Source organism: Streptomyces sp. R11 (assembly GCF_041051905.1).
In the GTDB taxonomy this organism is placed as follows: Bacteria; Actinomycetota; Actinomycetes; order Streptomycetales; family Streptomycetaceae; genus Streptomyces.
In genome coordinates, this window is sequence record NZ_CP163432.1 from 869,489 (window position 1) to 886,488 (window position 17,000).

Here is a 17,000-nt window from a genome sequence, read left to right on the forward strand (position 1 = left end):
GTCACCCCCGTCGCCCGACGATGTCGCAGGCTGCCTCCGCGATCCGCTCCGGGCTCACTCCCACGTGCTCCAGCAGGCTCCGCTCGCCGGCGACGAAGTCGAGGTAGGCGTCCGGCACTCCGATGCGACGCACGGGGCACGGATGGTCCTCCGCGACGGCCTCGCACACCGCGGCCCCCAGCCCGCCGATCCGCACGTGGTCCTCCACGGTGACCAGTCCCCCGGTCTCCCGGGCCGCGCGCCCCAGCGCCGCCACATCGAGCGGCTTGATCGTGTGCATGTTCAACACCCGGGCACTGCGCCCTTGTCGGGCCAGCAGGTCAGCGGCTTCCAGGGCCATCACCACGGGGTACGGACCGGTGGCGACCAGGGTGACGTCCTCGCCCTCCCGCAGTAGCCGTGCCTCGCCCAGCCTGAACTCGTACGGCTCCGTGTTGACCATGGGGGTGCGGGCCCGGCCGAGCCGGAGGAACAGCGGGCCCGGCAGATCGGCCGTGGCCCGTACTGCGGCCTCGGTCTCGGCCGCGTCGCACGGAACGACGAGGGTCATGTGGGGCAGTGGCCGTATCAGCGCGATGTCCTCAAGGGCGTGATGCGTGGGGCCGTAGTGTCCGGCGGACACCCCGGCATGCGTCACGACGATGCGGACCGGCAGGTTGTTGCCGGCCACGTCGATCTTCACCTGCTCGGCCGCCCTGCTCGCGGCGAAGCTGGAGATGGTGTTGGCGTACGGCAGCAGCCCGGAGTGGGCCAGTCCCGCGGACACACCCATGAGGTTCGCCTCGGCGATGCCCACATTGACGTACTGGTCGGGCAGTTCCTGCCCGAAGCCGTCCTCCAGACCTCCCATGTCGGAGTCGACGCAGAAGATCCGCGGATCGAGGCGTGCCATGTCGAGCAGGGTGCGGCGGTAGGCCTCGCGGGTGGGCACGGCATGGTGCCGGGCCCACTCCGACGGAGCCTCCGTGGGGACGTCGGTGATCACTTCGCTCATGACTGCCTGCCTGCCCTCAGACCCGCCTTCGCCCGCTGGTACAGCCTCGGTGTGAGCTGGACGGAGTGGCTCTTCTTCTTTCCTTCGAACAGAGCGACACCGCGCCCCTTGACGGTGCGGGCGACGACCACGGTCGGACGGTCCGTCACCGCGGGCAGGTCCCGGAACACCGCGCGCAACGCGGCGTGGTCGTGTCCGTCCACCTCGACGGCGTGCCAGCCGAAGCTGCGCCAGCGCTCGGCCAGCGGCTCCAGCGCGACGCAGTCCTCGGTGTCCCCGGTGATCTGCAGACCGTTGCGGTCCACCACCGCGACCAGATTGTCGAGCCGGTACTGGGCGGCCAGCATCGCCGCCTCCCACACGGAACCTTCCTGCAGTTCACCGTCGCCCAGCAGCACGAAGGAGCGGCTGTCGCGCCCGAGCCGGCGCATCGCGAGCGCGACACCGGCACCGAGCGACAGCCCGTGCCCGAGCGACCCGGTGGGGAACTCCACCCCCGGCAGCCTGCCCAGGGGATGACCCGCCAGGCGGCTGCCCTGCCGGGTGTACGTCTCCAGCTCCTCGGGCTCGATGACGCCGATCTCGGCGAGCACGGCGTACAGGGCGGGCGCGGCGTGTCCCTTGCTGAGCACGAACCGGTCCCGGCCGGGCCAGTCGGGCTCGTCCGGCCGCAGCCGCAGCACCTCCGTGTACAGGTGCACGAGTACGTCGGTACAGGAGAGGCTGCCGCCGATGTGGGCACCGTGCTCTGATGCGCCCATGCGGAGCACGTGCTCCCGCACCCGGTAGGCCCGGTCGGCCAGCGCCCGGTCGGCGACGACGGCGGTCCCCGGCGTTTCGGCGCTCACCGCTCCGCTCCGCTCATCACCCGGTGCCACGGCGGCCGGTGGTCCATCGCGGCCGCCGCGGGTGCCAGTTGGTCCAGTCGGTCCCACACTTTCTCGAATGCGCGCACGACGAGATCGAGCACCGGCTCGCAGCGCGGGTTCAGATGCCAGCGCTGCAGGGTGACCGAGTCGTCGATCACGGCCAGGCTGACCTCGTAGGCGGTGATCGGCACCCCCAGGTCACGGAAGGCGGGCTGCCCCGGCAGTGGCACCACCTGATAGGGCTGCACCGGCACCCCCTCGGCACGCAGCGCCCGCTGCACCGTGGCCCGGAACGCGCCGGGCGGCAGTTCGGGGTAGCCCGCGGCGACCGGGTCGAAGCGCAGCCGCAGGATGTGCCAGGCGTGCGTGCGGTCCTCCGGGCAGGTCGGCACCGTCACTCCCGGCAGCTCGCCCAGTCTGCCGAGAAAACGCCGCACCACCCGGTCCCGGGCGGCCGAGTCGGCGTCCAGGCGGGTCAGTTGGCACCGGGTGAAGGCGGCCTGCACCGCGCTCAGCTTCTCGTTGCCGGCCGGCAGGCGCGAGATGTAGTCGCGATCCTTGCCGGGCCGCAGGTCCTCGCCGAACTGCCGGTACAGCACCACCCGTTCGTGCAGTTCCTCGTCGTCGGTGGTCACCAGGCCGCCCTCGCCGCAGGTCGGCAGGTTCTTCACCACGTTCAGGCTCACGGCGTTGATGTCGCCGATCGAGCCGGTCCGCCGCCCGCGGTAGACGGCTCCCTGGGACTGGGCCGCGTCCTCGACCAGATGCAGGCCGTGCCGCTCGGCCAGCGCGCGCAGCGCGGCCATGTCACACGGCAGTCCGTGCAGGTGCACGGCGATGACGGCCCTGGTCCGGCCGGTCACCGCCTTCTCCGCCGCGATCGGGTCCATGGTGTACGTGACCGGGTCGATGTCGACGAACACCGGTACGAGGCGACGCTGCAGGACCGGCACCGCGCTGCCGATGAACGTCAGGGCGGGCACCAGGACTTCCGAACCCGGCTCGATGTCCAGTGCCGCCAGGGCGAGTTCGAGTGCTGCGGTGCCGTTGGCGACCGCGGCACAGTGCGTGGTGCCGACGTATCGCGCCCACTCCTCCTGGAGTGCGCTGACCTCACCGCGCCCGGCGTCGTTGGAGGTGAACAGGCCCCGGTCCAGGACGCCGCGCAGCGCCTCGTGTTCCCGGTCCGTCACCACGGGCCAGCCGACCAGTTCCTTGGTCACGTCCTGCTTGCCGACCACGCGGCTGCCGCCGAACATGGCCAGCTTGACTGCATCGGTCATGCCCTGGCCTCCCCCTTCTCGGTGCTGTGCCGCGAGACGACCGCGGCCATCGTGCGGACGGTGAGGGCCGGTTCGACCGGGAGCCGTACGGCCCGAAGTGCCTGCCTGCGGGGTACCGGCAGCCAGACCCGGGCGGGCCCGGCCTGCGGCAGCACGAAGTGCTCGGGGTCGACGCCGCGGTCGTAGTGCAGCCATGCCGTTCCGTCGGTGACGGCCTGCGTCAGCGGGCTCATGTCGATGCGCAGCCAGTCGTAGCGTGCCTCGGGCACCTCGACGAGTTGCCCGGCGCAGGGCAACGGCCCCTGGAGGGGGACCGGAACGAGCCGGTTCACCGAGAGCCCCACAGCTTCAGCTGGCCCATGACGTAGTCGACGTAGGCGCCCACCAGGTCGACGTCGAGGACCTCGATGGCCCCGTGGAACTCCGGCGTGTGGTTGACCTCGTTGACGAAGAGGCGGCCGTCGCGGTCCTCGATCACATCCACGCCCAGGACGCCCTCGCCGATCGCGTTGGCCGTGTCCTGCAGCACCTTGACCAGGTCGTCGGTGAGGGGACAGACCTCGGCCCGGCCGCCGCGCGCGGTGTTGGTGCGCCAGTGGTCGTGGCGCACCTTGTAGATCGCACCGACGACGTCGCCGCCGAACACGTAGGCCTTGATGTCCCGGTCGGGCTTGTCGACGTACTGCTGGACGAAGGTGATCTGGTGCTGCGGCCCGGACAGCGCGGCCCGGTGCTCCAGGAGCGCCTCGGCCTGTTCGTGGTCGTGCATCCGTGCGGCCAGCCTCCCCCAGGACCCGGTGAGCGGCTTGACCACCGCCGGGTATCCGAAGTCGTCCAGCTCGTCGAGCACGGATTCCGGTGTCAGTCCCGCCAGGGCTCGGATCGTGGGCAGCCCACCTTCGCGCAGCGCCAGCGTGGTGAGCAGCTTGTCACCGCACAGACCTATGATCTGCGAGCTGTTGACGACCGGGACTCCGGCGTGCTCCAGGAGCCGGCAGGCGTAGAGGTTCCTGGTGTGGGAGATCTCCCTGCTCAGCGCTCCTCCGTACGGCAGGCGCAGCGGCTCCCCGTTGTCCAGCCGCACGAAGAACTTCCGTGCGTCGATCTGGTCGAAGTCGATGTCCCGCTTGCGCAGCTCAGCGAGAAGCAGCCGCTCCTCCAGTCGCACTCTCGAGGTGAGGACGGCCAGCTTCTTGGGTTCTGCGGTCACTGTCTGACGCTCCCTTTCCCGTCTGCGCGGCGTCATGGTGACCCGGAGCAGAGCGCAGCGAATCGACGAGCCGTGGCAACGCATCGGTCAGCACATCGATGGCAGCCAGGTACTCGGGTATCTCGATGTGTTCGTCGTCGCTGTGACAGAGCCGGGAGTTGCCGGGCCCGTAGGCGGCCGTCGGCACCGGCCAGTACTGCGCGACCACGTTCCAGTCCGAGGTGCCGAGCTTGAGCTTGGGCACAGGGCGTGCGCCCCTGCTCGACAGTGCCGCGCCCAGGGCCCGCACCACGGGATTCGTGCGGGAGGCCCGCACGGCCGGCACCTCCTCGATCACGGTGACCCGGCTGCCGGGCACCGCCCCGAGCCAGGACGTCAGGGCGGAAGCATCGAAGCCGAGCGGGGTACGGCAGGAGATTTCGAGCCGGGCCCGTTCCAGGTCCGCGGTCATCCCCACGATGGTGGGCAGGGCACGGTCGAACAGCGGCGCGTCCTGGTGCTCCGGGGCGAGTTCCGTACGCAGGGTCTGCCAGAAGGCGAACGCCGCCTCGGCCGCGGTCGGTTGGTCGGAGCTGGTGTGGGCCGGCGGCTGGGTGAACTCCATCCGGAACCGGAAGACGCCCTTGTAGCCGATCCCGATGGAGTGCACCCCGCTGGGTTCGCCGATGATGAGGGCGTCGGGGGCACTGCGGTGCAGGAGGTGCCGGGCGCCGTGCGAGGTGGCCTCCTCCCCGACCGCGCCGATCACGACCAGGCGTCCCTGGATTCGGTCCGCCAGCCGGGCCGCGGCACAGATCATGGTGGCCAGCGAGCCCTTGGCGTCGACCGAGCCGCGGCCGCTGAGCACGTCCCCGTCCAGTCGCACCGGCAGCGTGCCCGGGACCGTGTCGATGTGGCCGAGCATCAGGACCTCGGGGCCGCTCGGATCGCCGACCTCACCGTGCACGTTGCCGACCGCGTCGACGTGTGTGTCGAAGCCGACCGCAGCCATCCGCTCGGTGAGCAGACCGGCCAACTCGCACTCCTGGCCCGAGAACGACGGGACGGCCACCATCGAGCGCAGCAGCTCGATCTCGTCCGCGCCGGCCGGCCGTGTCATGCGTCGCTGCCGAGGGGGTTGATGTCGACGAGCAGCATGTCCCGGATTCCCGTCTCGCCCACCGCAACGGTCGGCGAGACCTCATGGGTGACGAGCCGGTCGTCGACGAAGATCGAGTCCATGGGCTCGGTCAGGGTGAGCCGTACCGCCTCACCGCTGTCCGGGTACACCGTCGACTCGCCGCCCACACAACCCTCGCGGCGGACCAAGTGCATGCCGATGTAGCAGTGTCCGTCCCGGTGCCGTCCCTCGGGTGTCGGCAGGCCCTGTTCCCCGGCGTGGGCCACCATACGGATCAGGTGGATTCCCACTTCCCAGCTGCGACGCCCCGTGATGCTGCGCGCCAGGTCGGTGTCGAAGCCCACCAGGGCTGTCATCGCCGGGTGCAGCAGCGCCTCTTCCCCGGCGGGTGCGAACTCCCGGTCCGTGCCCTTCCAGAGCGGGATCCCGTCCTGCCGGAAGGTCTTGTGCGGCAGGACCTCGAACTCGGCTCCGTCGTCACCGATCTCGACACGCAGCCGGCCGTATCGGCGGTGGCGGTACCGTCCGCCGTCGTGCAGGGTCGTGTCGAGCGGAAGGTCGGACCAGAACCGGGCGAACGCGGTGAACTCGCTCTCCGGCAGCAGCGGGCGCAACTGGGCGCCCTGCAGTATCACGAAGCCTTCCTGGACCGTTTCCTCCGCGAGCCCCTTCATCCGCTCCTCCATGAAGTCGCTCGCGGCCGTGCCGAAGGCCCCCATACGTCCCTCCGTGGTTCGAAACCTGTTGTGATGCCGAGCCCGTTGCGGGTCGTGACGGCCACCAGAGTCTTCGACCACCCTGGCATCACCGGGGCTGCGGGACCTGTCGGTCATTACCCTGACTGTCACCCGGGGCAGGAGGAGGAGTCGTGGGCGGATACCGCAAAATCCCTGGGTACGGGCATGACCGTGGCGGATGCCGACGCAGGGTGCCGGCATCCGCCACGGGGTCTTTCAGCGGGCGGCAGCCGTCCGTCGAGGGCGCGCGATCACCGAGGAACGGCCGACCATGCTCGCGATCTCGGCGCGCGACGAGACGTTGAGCTTGGTGAAGATCCTGCCCAGGTGCGTCTCCACGGTCTTGTGACTGACGTCGAGCTGACGGGCGATCTGCCGGTTCGTCCGGCCCTGGCTGACCAGCCGTGCGATCTCGAACTCCCGCTGGCTGAGCATGTACTGCTCCGCCGGGGGCTCCGCCGTCGCCACGGCGGCGGCGTGCAACTCGGCGCGCAGTTCCCGCACCCGGGGCGCGAGGTCGAGCGCTGCGCAGCCGGCGACCGCTGCCTCCGCGGCGTCGAGATGCTTCTCGGCCCCGGCGGGGGCACCGAGGGCCAGCAGAGCCTGGGACGCCAGCAAGTGCCCCGTGCCGGCTTCCAGTACCTGCTCATGCGCCGTTCCCGCGTCGATGGCCTCCAAGGCGTGGGCCAGGACCTCGGCCGGGTCGTCGGCCACCCGGGCCCGCGCCATCGCGACCGGACCTGCCCCTCCAGGAAGGCCCAGCTTCTCAGCCGCTGCCTGGTGACGGTCCACCCAGGTGCGCGCTTCGGCCCTGCGGCCCAGAGCGAGTTCCGAGCGGCCCATCAGGTCGTGGGCGCGCGGGTGGTCCCACATCGGGAGTTCGGGCAGCGTCGGGCCGCCCCCGGCGTCCAGGACGGCTGCGAGGCAACCCGCCGGGTCGTCGTTCGCGAGCCGGGCGGCAGCCTGCGCCAGCCGGGCTTGACGCCATGTGGGGCTGTCCGGGGTCACCGCTTCGCAGGCGGCCCGGCTGTCGGCGAGGGAGTTCAGAACGGCCCCCTCCGCAAGTGCCGTCCGGGCCCGCAGGGTCAGTGCCATGGCGAGCAGGTCCTCGCAGCCGGGGCTCTGCGCCAGCCGGATCGCCTGCTCGGCAAGGCTCCGGGCACTCTCGAGGTGCCGTTGCCGCAGGTGGACGGAGCCCAGTCCGACGAGCAGCGGGATCGTCGACTGCCACTGGCCGTAGGCCTTGCTGAGGGCGAGGCCACGGCTGAAGCGCCGGGCGGCCTGTGCGCGGCGTTCGAGATGCAGTTCGACGAAGCCGAGGTGCCACACCGCGTCGAGTCCGTGCGCCAACTGGTCGTCGGTCTGCTGCTCGATCAGCTGCGCCGCCTCGCTGGCACTGCGCCGCGAGACCGCGGAAGCACCCTTGGCGAGGGCAGCCGCGGCGTGGATGGCGAGTGCGAGCGACTGCAACATCTGGTCGCCGCTGCCGACCGCTCCGAGCAGAGCGTCTTCGGACCAGTCCCATCCCGTGTCCCAGACGGTGGTGGCCGCCAGGGCCAGCCGCAGCCGCGTGGAGCCGATCGTGGCGTCGCTGCGGTTCAGTGCCCGGTGCAGCATGGCGCGCGCCTCGGTGTACCGGCCGGCGTACCGGGCGAGGACGGCGCGGCACTCGATCGCCATGGCTGCGTCGGGGCCGGCGTCCGCCTTGCCCTCGACCAGCGCGTCGCGCCGGCTCAGCGCCTCCCAGCCGTCGCTGAGGCGTCCGGTCAGCACGGCGCCGCGGGCCAGCGCGGTGAGCAGTTCGCGTCGTCGCTCACGGTGCTCGGATCCATCGCCGGTCAGCCGCAACGCCGTGCGGTACCAGGCAGCGGCGGTGTCCGGGTCACTCAGCTCGATGGCACGGGCCGCGGCGATCAGTGCCGCACCGCGCTCCGGCCCTTCGCCGCCCACCCGTTCGACATGCTCGGCGATGCGGACGGCCGGCTGGTTGCGGCTGTGCAGCGCGTCGATGGCCCGAGCGTGCGCACCGAGCCGCCAGCCGTCCGGCGCGGTGCGGTAGACGACGCCGCGGACGACGGAGTGCCGGAAGCCGAATCGGCCGGGCACCGACGCCGCCTGGATCAGGTCCCTTGCCAGTAGTTCGTCGAGGGCGACCAGTACGGTCGGGTGGTCCAGTTCCGCGACCGCGGAGGCCACTTCGAGTTCGAAGGCGTCGCCCACGACCGCCGCCGACTGCGCCACGAGGCGGGCCGTGGCGGAGAGCCGATCGACGTCCATCAGCATCGGGGCGGCGACCTCGACGGGGATCTGCGCGTCGGTCCTGAGCAAGGACTCGCCACGGCAGCCGGGTCCCTGGCAGAGCGACATCAGGAGTTGCAGATAGCGCGGATTGCCGCCGCTCTCCTGATGCAGCGTCATTTGATGGCGGCCGCACAGGCCTTCCGGGAAGAGCTCCCCGACCGCTTCGCTGCTGAGTCCGGTGAGACGGAGTTCCTCGATGTGCCATTGCGACTGCGCGGCGCCGAGCGCGGCGAGCAGCCGGTTGGCGATTCCCCGGGGCCGGTACGCCAGCACGACGAGGAGATCCGTGCGTGGCGGATGACGGAGCAGCTGCTCCAGGGCAACGTTGATCTGGTGCGTCGCATCGTGCAGGTCGTCGACCAACAGCACCAGCCCACCGGGCCCCGCGAGGTCGTGCAGCGGCGGGAGCGAGCCGAGTCCGTCGAATGGGCCGTGCTGGCGCTCGGCGGCGGTGCTGGCCGCCACGGTGACGTCCGGAATCTCCGCCGCGATGTCCAGGAACTCCGTCAGCAGCCGGGTCTTTCCCACGCCTGCTTCCCCCGGAATCTTGATGAGCCCGGGCCGGCCCCGCCGATTGTGGAGGGCTTTCGCAAGAGTGGTCAACTCTTCCTGCCGCCCGGTGAAACATGTGCCGTTCAATGTGCCGGACAAAACTGATCCCCCGTTACCAATGATTGGTTCGGTTTTCCCTCTTCTGGCCATGAGGTTGTTGAACCGCACACGAATAACCGGCCACGGGTTCGGGAAGCAGTGGGCGGCATCGGCCTCCCTCGGACGGGAGACGGCGGTCATCTTTGGAATCACGAAACACAGGGCTTGAGCCGCGGCCCGCTACGGGACCGCGGCTCCATCCCGAAGGGCCGTTCCCCTGGACGGAAACGGCGGCGCGAGATGCGTGCCGCTTCCTTACTCGGCCATCGCGATGCGCAAACTCAGCGGGCGCATGTCGGTCCACACCTCTTCGACGTGGGTCAGGCACTCCTGCTTCGTGCCCGTGACGCCGACCTCCCGCCAGCCGTCCGGCAGGTCACGGCCCACAGGCCAGATGGAGTACTGCTCCTCGTCGTTGACCACCACGGTGTACATGATCTCGTTGCCTGCCTCTGTCACGACATCTCCCCGTTTGGCAATTGATCGATCCGTGCAACGCGACAGTTCGGCAGCAGGCAAGTGGTTTCACCTGTGCGCACATCGCGTTCAGGTCAGCACATGGGGGCCACAGTAAGGACATCCCAAAGGATGTGCCATTACTTTCTCGGGAGAAATGCGTCGCTGTTCAGCCACGCATATTCGACGCGAAATAGGACCGAGCGGAACAGGAACCCAGGGGTACACCACCCAGTCACCTCGCGCGACGTTCCCCAAGAGCTGGTCAGGCCCCGCCGGTGACGCCGTCTTAGATCCTGAGATAGGGGAGCACTTGTTGTCAACATCAAGCGCGGAACAGCCAGTTCAGGCCATTTTCGCGGCATTGGCCTCTGCTGTGCCCAGGGTCACCATAACGAGGACTACGAGGACATTGGGGGCAGCGCGGCCCGTTCGGATTCAGCCAGGAGGATGCAGAACTCGTTGCCCTCCGGGTCGGCGAGTACGACCCATCCCCAGCCGTTGGGCTTCCGGTGGTCGGCGACCAGGGCGGCGCCCAGGGCCAGCAGCCGCTCCACCTCCGCGTCCCGCGAGGTCTCGGGACGCAGGCACAGATGGAGCCGGTTCTTGCCCGCCTTCGGCTCGGGTACCTCGTTGAAGTGCAGGGCCAGACCGCCCGGCAGCATGATCTCCGTCTCGTCGTCGCCCGGTTCGTCCTCGGGATCGAGTGGATGCCCGGTCACCTCGCTCCAGAACCGGGCCAGTTGGTATGCGTTTGCACAGTCCACCGTCATGTTCGTCACTGTTGCAACCATGCGGGTGATCCTCTCCGAGTGATGGGACGGACGCCACCGGGTGTGCCGAATCGACGTGATGTCGCAGGCGGTTGGCGGAGTTCGGGGGAAAACGGCGGTCAGGGTGCGAGGCCGAGGACCTCGTGCCCCGCCCCCCGCAGGGCCGCACATGCCTCGCGCCGGAGTGACCTCGGCACCAGCACCAGGTCCGCATGGTAGGTGGAGGCCACGAAGACCGGCACGGCCGCACCGGCGAGGGGACTCACGACTGCGGCAAGGAGCCCCGGTACGTCCAGGCCGTGACCGGCATCGGCGTCGTACAGGCCGATCCAGCGGTCGCCCTCCGGAGTGCTCGAGTCCGCCTCCTTGATCACAGTGAGTCCCTCCGGCGCCCGCACCATGGCATGCCATGTGCGGTCCCACGGCTCCCCGCGATCGGCGCGGAGTTCCAGCGCGAAGACCGGCTCGAGGATCCTCAGGCGGAGCGCGACGCCGCCACTCGATGTGCCGTCCGACGGTTGGATGCGGTGCTGCGGGCGCGTGGCGAGGTCGAGTTCGACGGCTGGTGTGTCCGGCGCCGACACGAATCCGAGCCGTTCATGGAGCATCGCGTTGCCGGCGCCGACAGCCGCGTCGGACCGGACCACACGGCGGCCCTGCGCCCGTACGGCAGCGAAGAACGTGTCGTACAGCACCGTCGCCACGCCCCGCCGCCGCACTCGGGGAGCCACAGCGACCTGGTGGACGTACGCCGTGCGCCGGTCGCTCTGCGAGAGACAGCCGATCAGGAACCCCGCGAGTTCACCGCCCGCGTTCTCGGCCGCAAAGCAGGTGGCCAGGAAGTCCTCGAAGAGAAGCCTCGACAGCGGCACCTCACACCGTGCGTCGTCCGGCCCGCGCCAGGCATCGAGCGCGGAGAGCACCTGCGTGTAGTCCTCGGCACGGGCGGGGCGGACGGTCAGGTCCTCGGGAAGTTCTCTGGTCACCAGCCGAACATGCCAGTACGCGATACCGCTCCGACAGTCGGGAACTTCCCCGGCGAAGTCCACCGGGTGGTGCGTGTGCCGGGCCCGCCGCGCCGGCCGGGCGGGCGACGCCGCCCATCCTTTCCCTTGGCCGTCGCACCCTTGCGCGGCCAACCCCGGTGCCGGGGCCCGCCGTACGGTCCGGAACGGCGGAGGTCTCCTTGCTAGGCTGCGCCGATGTCGTCGATCAAGCAGTTCCAGGTCACCTTCGACTGCGCAGAACCTGAGCGCGTCGCTCGCTTTTGGTGCGAGGTGCTGGGGTACGTCGTACCGCCACCGCCAAAGGAGTTCGCCACCTGGGACGATTTCAACCGCTCCCAGTCTCCGCAGGATCAGGGTTCATGGTTCGCCTGCAGTGATCCCTCAGGTGTCGGTCCGCGACTGTTCTTTCAGCGCGTTCCCGAAAGCAAGGTCGTCAAGAATCGGGTGCATCTTTGCGTGAGGGTCGGCACCGGGCTCGTGGGCGAAGAGCGCCTCGCCGCGCTCGAGGCCGAGTGCGCACGCCTGATCCCGCTCGGCGCGGTACGCGTGCGACTCCTGTATGACGGCAACGACTCGTGCATCGTCATGCAGGACGTCGAGGGCAACGAGTTCTGCCTCGACTGAACAGCCTCCGGGACGGCAAAGCGGAGCCGTCTTGCTCGGGGGCGAGCCTTGCGCTGCAGCGCGCGGTCCGGACGCCACCGGACCGCGGACCGGGGAGCGCGTGGTGATCCACGGTCCCTGGTGCTGCGGGCGCTGCGCGGCCGGACCGGCGGCGCGGGGTGGGGAATTGCTGATCCGCAAGCCGGGCGCGCTGCCGCCGGCCCTGCGGATCTCCCTGCCCTTCTGGGGCACACGGAGAGATCTGGAGCAGGGGCGTTGGCTTGCCGGGTGGGCACCGAGCAACGCTGAAGTCCGGTCGGCTCCAGGGGTGGAACGGGCACCGGGGGCGCTCCCGGAACCGGCCGGACCGGCGTCGGTGGGTCAGAACCAGCCGGTGCATTCGATGGCGCCGCCCGGGCCGTTGGTGCCGCAGGCTCGCATGACGAGGCCGGCGTCGTTCCACTGAGTGGTGTACGCGTCGTTGCCCGAGGTGATGGTGGTGAAGCCGAGCATCGAGTCCCAGGTCTCGCCCCCGTCGGCGCTGCGGTCGACCCAGATCTCGTCGCCGACCGTGCCGCCGATGATGCGACCCCAGGCGCACTGGGTGGTGCTGCTGTAGCGCAGCTCCACGGTGCGGCCGAAGACAGTGGTCGACTTGGCCGTCCAGGCACCCGCGGAGTTGGGCTCCGTACCGTCGCCGCAGGACGTGTTGTTCTCCGCGCCGGCCAGTGTGCCGCCGATCTCCGGGTAGTCACCGCAGGACGGCACATCCTTGAGCACGGCCGGACCCTGCACGAAGAGGTTGCTGATCCAGCTGTGGTAGTCCGGCAGGAACGACCAGACGTTGTTGACCATGCCGTCGACCGTGGCTCGCTCGCCCACCCGCTGGCACAGCACCCGCACCTTCACGGAGATGCCGTTGCCGTTGGTGAAGTTGATGCCGCTGCCCGTGTTCGAGTTCTGCCGCAGGTTGGGCCGGCCCCAGGTCTTGTGGAACCCGCCGCGGCCGTCCCAGGACCAGACCGCCGGCGCGACGTCGGCGTGCGGGCGGAAAGCGCCCTGGAAGCGATCCCAGCGGGCACTGATGTCGTTGACCTGGATGTTCGAGCCCGACTGAGGTGCCTCGACCATCTTGCCGTTGCCGAGGTAGAGCGCGACGTGTGTCGGGCCGAAGCCCTCACGCCCGAAGTACATGATGTCGCCGGGCCGCAGGACGGCCGAGCCTTGCGACTTCAGGAACTTGGTGTGCGCGTATCCCGGCGCCGCGAAGGTCGCCTGTGTCGTGCGCTCGGTGATGAGGTCCCGGCCGGTCGCCTTGTACCAGGCCCAGCGCACCAGGCCGATGCAGTCGAAGCTCCACAGCTCCGGGTCCGCGTACGATGCGGGGTCCGTGCGGTCGACCTGGCCCTGACTCGGGCCGGGCACTCCCTGTGCGTGACCGCCACCCCAGGCGTACTGCTGACCGACGTACCGGCACGCGACCTCGACGGCCGCCTGCGCCGCCGCGCTCGCACCGGACTGGAGCGGCGCGCACCCCGGGGCGGCCGCCGCCGGAGCGGCCGAGACGACCGGCAGGCCGAGACTCATCACCGTCACAAGCGCGGCCACCAGGAGCCGGACCCGGCGTCCCCACAACCGCTCCCCCCACCGTGCTCTTCCGGACCCCGCTCTGGCGGACTCCGTTCCTTGCGTTCTTCGGATGCTGCGAACTCTGTCGATCACGACAGTCCCCCTGGTCTCGGTGGTCTCCCGCGAACGTACGGACTCCGCCACCCCTCGGGTCCCTGTCATCTGTCAGGATGCGAGCCGCCTGCCCCCCTCCCTACGGTTTCCGGCAGCCGGACATACACCCACAGGAGAGGGAGAAACCCCTATGCGCAGCATGCTGAGGCGCGCCGCCGCGCTGGCCTTCGCGACCGTCACCACGGCCGTGATCGCAACGGGCACCGCTGAGGCCGGGCCGGCCTCCGACTGGGCCGGTTGCCCCTACGGCGCGGTTTGCGTCTACCCGCAGAACCAGAACCCGGCGGTGTCGCCGAGCCACATCTACTGGACCTATGGCGCGCACAACCTGAACAACCAGTACGGCAACCACTGGGTATTGAACAACCAGTACGACGGCGCGGTTGTCGAGCTGTGCCTCAGCTACAACGCGAACGACTGCACGTCGTCGATCGCGGCGGGACACGGCGAGTACCGGGACCTGTCGCCCATCAACTCGCTCCACCTGAGGCCGCATTACAACTAACGTCCGCCTTCAAGGACCCAGTTGGTCACGTTTGCCGATTCCGTCACTCTCGTCGCCCCCTGTCCGTAAGCTCAGCGTCCTACGCCCAGGCGGACCGCGGGCGGGGCCGGGGGGCGGGGGGCGTCGTGACGCACGCTGGTAGGGGACAGGAGACGTCCACCGAGAAGCAGCCAACTCGCTTCTCGTGGAAGGGATTCGTCGGTGCGGCGGTGTTCTCGTACCTCGTCTCCCGCGCAGTCATGGGTGGTTCGTGGTACCCGCCGGTCGTGTTCCTGGTCGTGCTCTTCGTCGTGTTCGCGGTGAGGCAGGGCCGACAGGGGCCGATGGCCGGCGTCAAGGAGGTCCGCCGCGAGGCCGTGCACCTGAAGCCGTTGACCGATCGGCTGGGGCGGGCGATGGAACTGGGCCAGGCCGGGGATCTCGCCGCCGCCGTCGAACTGATCGACTCCGTCGCCGCGCACCCGGCCACGGAGCGGCTGCCGCTGGTGGCCGCGAACGTGGCCATGCTGCGCAGCGACATCGCGGTGGCGCAGGGCGACCTGCCCACCGCCGAACGGGAGGCCGTCGCAGCGGTCCGCCACCACGAGCAGGGCATGAACCGCTCCACCTGGTCCGAGGCGCTGGAGAAACTCGGCAGGATCCAGCTGACGATGGGCCGGAACGACGACGCCCACCGCACCCTGACGCAGGCTTTGGAGGTCGGCGGGGGATTCATGTACCGGCTCAGCCGGGTCCGCGTGGAGCTCTACCTCACCAACATCGCCCTCGACGCCAACGACGTCCCCCGCGCCGTCGAACACGCCACGGCCGCACGGAAGTTGGCCGCCAAGTGGCGCTGCAGACCGCAGCACGCGAGCGCGTGCGACATGCTCGCCATCCTGGCCCTCGCGGAGAACCGCACCGAGGACGCCGCTCGGTTGACAGCCGAGGCCGCAAAAGTCCTGGGGCACGACGACTGCGCCCTGCCCCATCGCGTCCGCCACCTGATCGCCACCGCCCTTGTCGCGCACGCACACGGCAACGACCCGGAGGCCCTCGCCGCTTACCTGGCCATGATGCGCGGCGTCGCCGAACTACGCGCCGGCTGGGGCTGGCGCGACGCGCAAACGTTCTACGTCGACCTCTACAGCGAGCACGAGTTCGCTGCGTACGCCACCGCCCACACCCTGCACCTGAACGGTGACCAACAGGCCGTGGAAGCCTTTGCGTTGCTACTGGAACTCGGCAACCGGACCGCGTTGCGCCGCATGCTCCGCGGCGAACTGATCCTGCGGACACCCGACGACATCGAGCAGGAAGGCATGGCCGAGATCGTCGGGCTGCTGGCCACGCTGGCCGGCGCCGAGGGCACGACCCCACCAGAGGCGGCGCGGGCCGCCGAAGTGCATGCGCCGGTCTCGTCTCCGGGCCCCGGGCAGCAACAGGTGGCACGGGCCTACGAACGACTGGAGACGCTGGTTTCCCTACGGTTTCGGTGGGCGCTGAGCGCAAGCGACGAGGGACGGACTGGAGACCCGCGCGCCTACGCGAAGCGCTGGAGCAGCCATGTGCTGCAGGTTCGGCTCGTGGGCAACGGTCGGACGAACTGCATCGCCGGGCTGTGGACGGGCCCGGACGGCATACAGCATCCGTTCCTCCACCCGGTCGAGGGCGCCGCAGGGGTACTGCTCGGCGAGGTGACCGGTGTCGAAGACCTGCGCCCGGGTCCGACGCCTCCGACGCCGGCCCAGATCGTGCCGGACAGCGCAGACGGCGAAACGGAGGGTGTCCGCGCGGAGGCTCCCGACTGGCGGACGACACCACGCTTCCGCCATCTGACCGCCCGCGACAACACACCCTGGGCGACCCTCGCCCGGCTCCTGCTGCCGCCCGGCCTCATGGACCTGCTGCGGAACACCGTCCCCGCAGGCACGGTGCCGAAGTTGCTGGTCGTACCCGACTCACGCCTGTGGCGGGTGCCGTGGGCCGCGCTCAGCGTCGAACCGGACGATCCCGAGGGCTACGTACTGGACCGTGCGGTCCTGGCCATGCTGCCCAGCCTGTCACTCGCGGAGAGCGCGGCCCCGGGCGGCGACGAACGAGCAACCGGCGCCGTCGAGAACCGTGCATTCGCTTATCTCGCCGGCGTCGACGCCGAGGGCCTGGACCTCGAACGGAACGCTCTCGACGCCGCGTACGGCACCGAGGTCGTCCATGCCCGCACCGCCGCGGAGCTGCTGACGGTACTCGGCCCGGACAGCGCCGGTTTCTCGGTCGGCGCCGCCTCCGTACACGGCAACGACAGCCCCGGACTGGCCCATGCGCTGCGCCTGGACCGGCGCACTCAGCTGTCGGCGGCCCGCATGCTCACACTGCGTTTTCCGCGGACTCTGCTCATCAACGCCTGCCTGTCCGCCGAACTCGACGAGCGCCGCGGCACCGACCCGCTCGGCATTCCTACGGTCGCCCTGTGCCGCGGCGCCGAGACGGTCATCGGTGGGATCTTTCCGCTGCCGGACGGAAGGGCAAAGAACCCCCGGTACAGCCACCCCACCGCCCGCATCCTGGCCGTGCTCTACCGGCTCCTCGCGGAGGGCGTACCGCCCTCGACGGCCCTGCGCACCGCCCAGCGGCAGTACCGCGCGGAAGTCGGCCCGGTGCCGCCGCGACTGTGGGCGGGGCTCGTCAGCATCACTACGACGTTCGAAGACCCTCACCGGACTTGAAGCCGACCGACAGCGCATGTGAACAACGCACCTGCACAGGAAG

General features: G+C 70.0%; 15 protein-coding genes. 3 read left to right on the plus strand and 12 right to left on the minus strand.

The window, feature by feature from the left end:
• Nucleotide 1: 1 nt before the first annotated feature.
• From AB5J55_RS04010 to AB5J55_RS04060, 11 genes are all read right to left on the minus strand, one after another.
• Nucleotides 2-994 carry a transketolase family protein gene (locus AB5J55_RS04010; protein ID WP_369269315.1) on the minus strand — a complete coding sequence of 331 codons (993 nt, stop codon included), beginning with the start codon at nucleotides 992-994 and terminating at the stop codon, nucleotides 2-4.
• A complete protein-coding gene (locus tag AB5J55_RS04015; protein WP_369269316.1) occupies nucleotides 991-1,842 on the minus strand; it encodes a transketolase in 852 nt (283 codons plus the stop codon). The genes AB5J55_RS04010 and AB5J55_RS04015 overlap by 4 nt, the downstream gene beginning before the upstream one ends.
• Nucleotides 1,839-3,146 carry a DegT/DnrJ/EryC1/StrS family aminotransferase gene (locus AB5J55_RS04020; protein WP_369269317.1) on the minus strand — a complete coding sequence of 436 codons (1,308 nt, stop codon included), beginning with the start codon at nucleotides 3,144-3,146 and terminating at the stop codon, nucleotides 1,839-1,841. Before AB5J55_RS04020 ends, AB5J55_RS04015 begins: the two co-directional genes overlap by 4 nt.
• A complete protein-coding gene (locus AB5J55_RS04025; protein ID WP_369269318.1) occupies nucleotides 3,143-3,478 on the minus strand; it encodes a hypothetical protein in 336 nt (111 codons plus the stop codon). The genes AB5J55_RS04020 and AB5J55_RS04025 overlap by 4 nt, the downstream gene beginning before the upstream one ends.
• Nucleotides 3,475-4,356, minus strand: a complete 882-nt coding sequence (locus AB5J55_RS04030; protein ID WP_369269319.1) for a RimK family alpha-L-glutamate ligase — start codon at nucleotides 4,354-4,356, stop codon at nucleotides 3,475-3,477. Before AB5J55_RS04030 ends, AB5J55_RS04025 begins: the two co-directional genes overlap by 4 nt.
• Nucleotides 4,283-5,455 carry a M20/M25/M40 family metallo-hydrolase gene (locus AB5J55_RS04035; protein ID WP_369269320.1) on the minus strand — a complete coding sequence of 391 codons (1,173 nt, stop codon included), beginning with the start codon at nucleotides 5,453-5,455 and terminating at the stop codon, nucleotides 4,283-4,285. Before AB5J55_RS04035 ends, AB5J55_RS04030 begins: the two co-directional genes overlap by 74 nt.
• Nucleotides 5,452-6,195: a 2OG-Fe dioxygenase family protein gene (locus AB5J55_RS04040; RefSeq protein WP_369269321.1), complete on the minus strand. Its 744-nt coding sequence runs from the start codon at nucleotides 6,193-6,195 to the stop codon at nucleotides 5,452-5,454. The genes AB5J55_RS04035 and AB5J55_RS04040 overlap by 4 nt, the downstream gene beginning before the upstream one ends.
• Nucleotides 6,196-6,429: 234 nt before the next feature.
• Nucleotides 6,430-9,306 carry a LuxR C-terminal-related transcriptional regulator gene (locus tag AB5J55_RS04045; RefSeq protein WP_369269322.1) on the minus strand — a complete coding sequence of 959 codons (2,877 nt, stop codon included), beginning with the start codon at nucleotides 9,304-9,306 and terminating at the stop codon, nucleotides 6,430-6,432.
• A gap of 114 nt (nucleotides 9,307-9,420) precedes the next feature.
• Complete coding sequence (locus AB5J55_RS04050; protein ID WP_369276082.1) at nucleotides 9,421-9,600, minus strand: MbtH family protein; 180 nt, start codon at nucleotides 9,598-9,600, stop codon at nucleotides 9,421-9,423.
• 422 nt (nucleotides 9,601-10,022) lie between these two features.
• Complete coding sequence (locus tag AB5J55_RS04055; RefSeq protein ID WP_369269323.1) at nucleotides 10,023-10,415, minus strand: VOC family protein; 393 nt, start codon at nucleotides 10,413-10,415, stop codon at nucleotides 10,023-10,025.
• A 98-nt stretch (nucleotides 10,416-10,513) separates the two neighbouring features.
• Nucleotides 10,514-11,380, minus strand: coding sequence for a GNAT family N-acetyltransferase (locus AB5J55_RS04060; RefSeq protein ID WP_369269324.1), 867 nt, complete (start codon nucleotides 11,378-11,380; stop codon nucleotides 10,514-10,516).
• A gap of 216 nt (nucleotides 11,381-11,596) precedes the next feature.
• Between AB5J55_RS04060 and AB5J55_RS04065 the strand changes: the two genes are divergently transcribed.
• Nucleotides 11,597-12,025 carry a VOC family protein gene (locus tag AB5J55_RS04065; RefSeq protein ID WP_369269325.1) on the plus strand — a complete coding sequence of 143 codons (429 nt, stop codon included), beginning with the start codon at nucleotides 11,597-11,599 and terminating at the stop codon, nucleotides 12,023-12,025.
• Between the two features lie 360 nt (nucleotides 12,026-12,385).
• On the opposite strand, the gene AB5J55_RS04070 is transcribed toward AB5J55_RS04065, so the two are convergent.
• Nucleotides 12,386-13,591: an NlpC/P60 family protein gene (locus tag AB5J55_RS04070; protein WP_369276083.1), complete on the minus strand. Its 1,206-nt coding sequence runs from the start codon at nucleotides 13,589-13,591 to the stop codon at nucleotides 12,386-12,388.
• Between the two features lie 286 nt (nucleotides 13,592-13,877).
• Between AB5J55_RS04070 and AB5J55_RS04075 the strand changes: the two genes are divergently transcribed.
• Both AB5J55_RS04075 and AB5J55_RS04080 read left to right on the plus strand, forming a co-directional pair.
• Complete coding sequence (locus AB5J55_RS04075) at nucleotides 13,878-14,252, plus strand: hypothetical protein (RefSeq protein ID WP_369269326.1); 375 nt, start codon at nucleotides 13,878-13,880, stop codon at nucleotides 14,250-14,252.
• Between the two features lie 125 nt (nucleotides 14,253-14,377).
• A complete protein-coding gene (locus tag AB5J55_RS04080) occupies nucleotides 14,378-16,957 on the plus strand; it encodes a CHAT domain-containing protein (RefSeq protein ID WP_369269327.1) in 2,580 nt (859 codons plus the stop codon).
• Nucleotides 16,958-17,000: the final 43 nt, after the last annotated feature.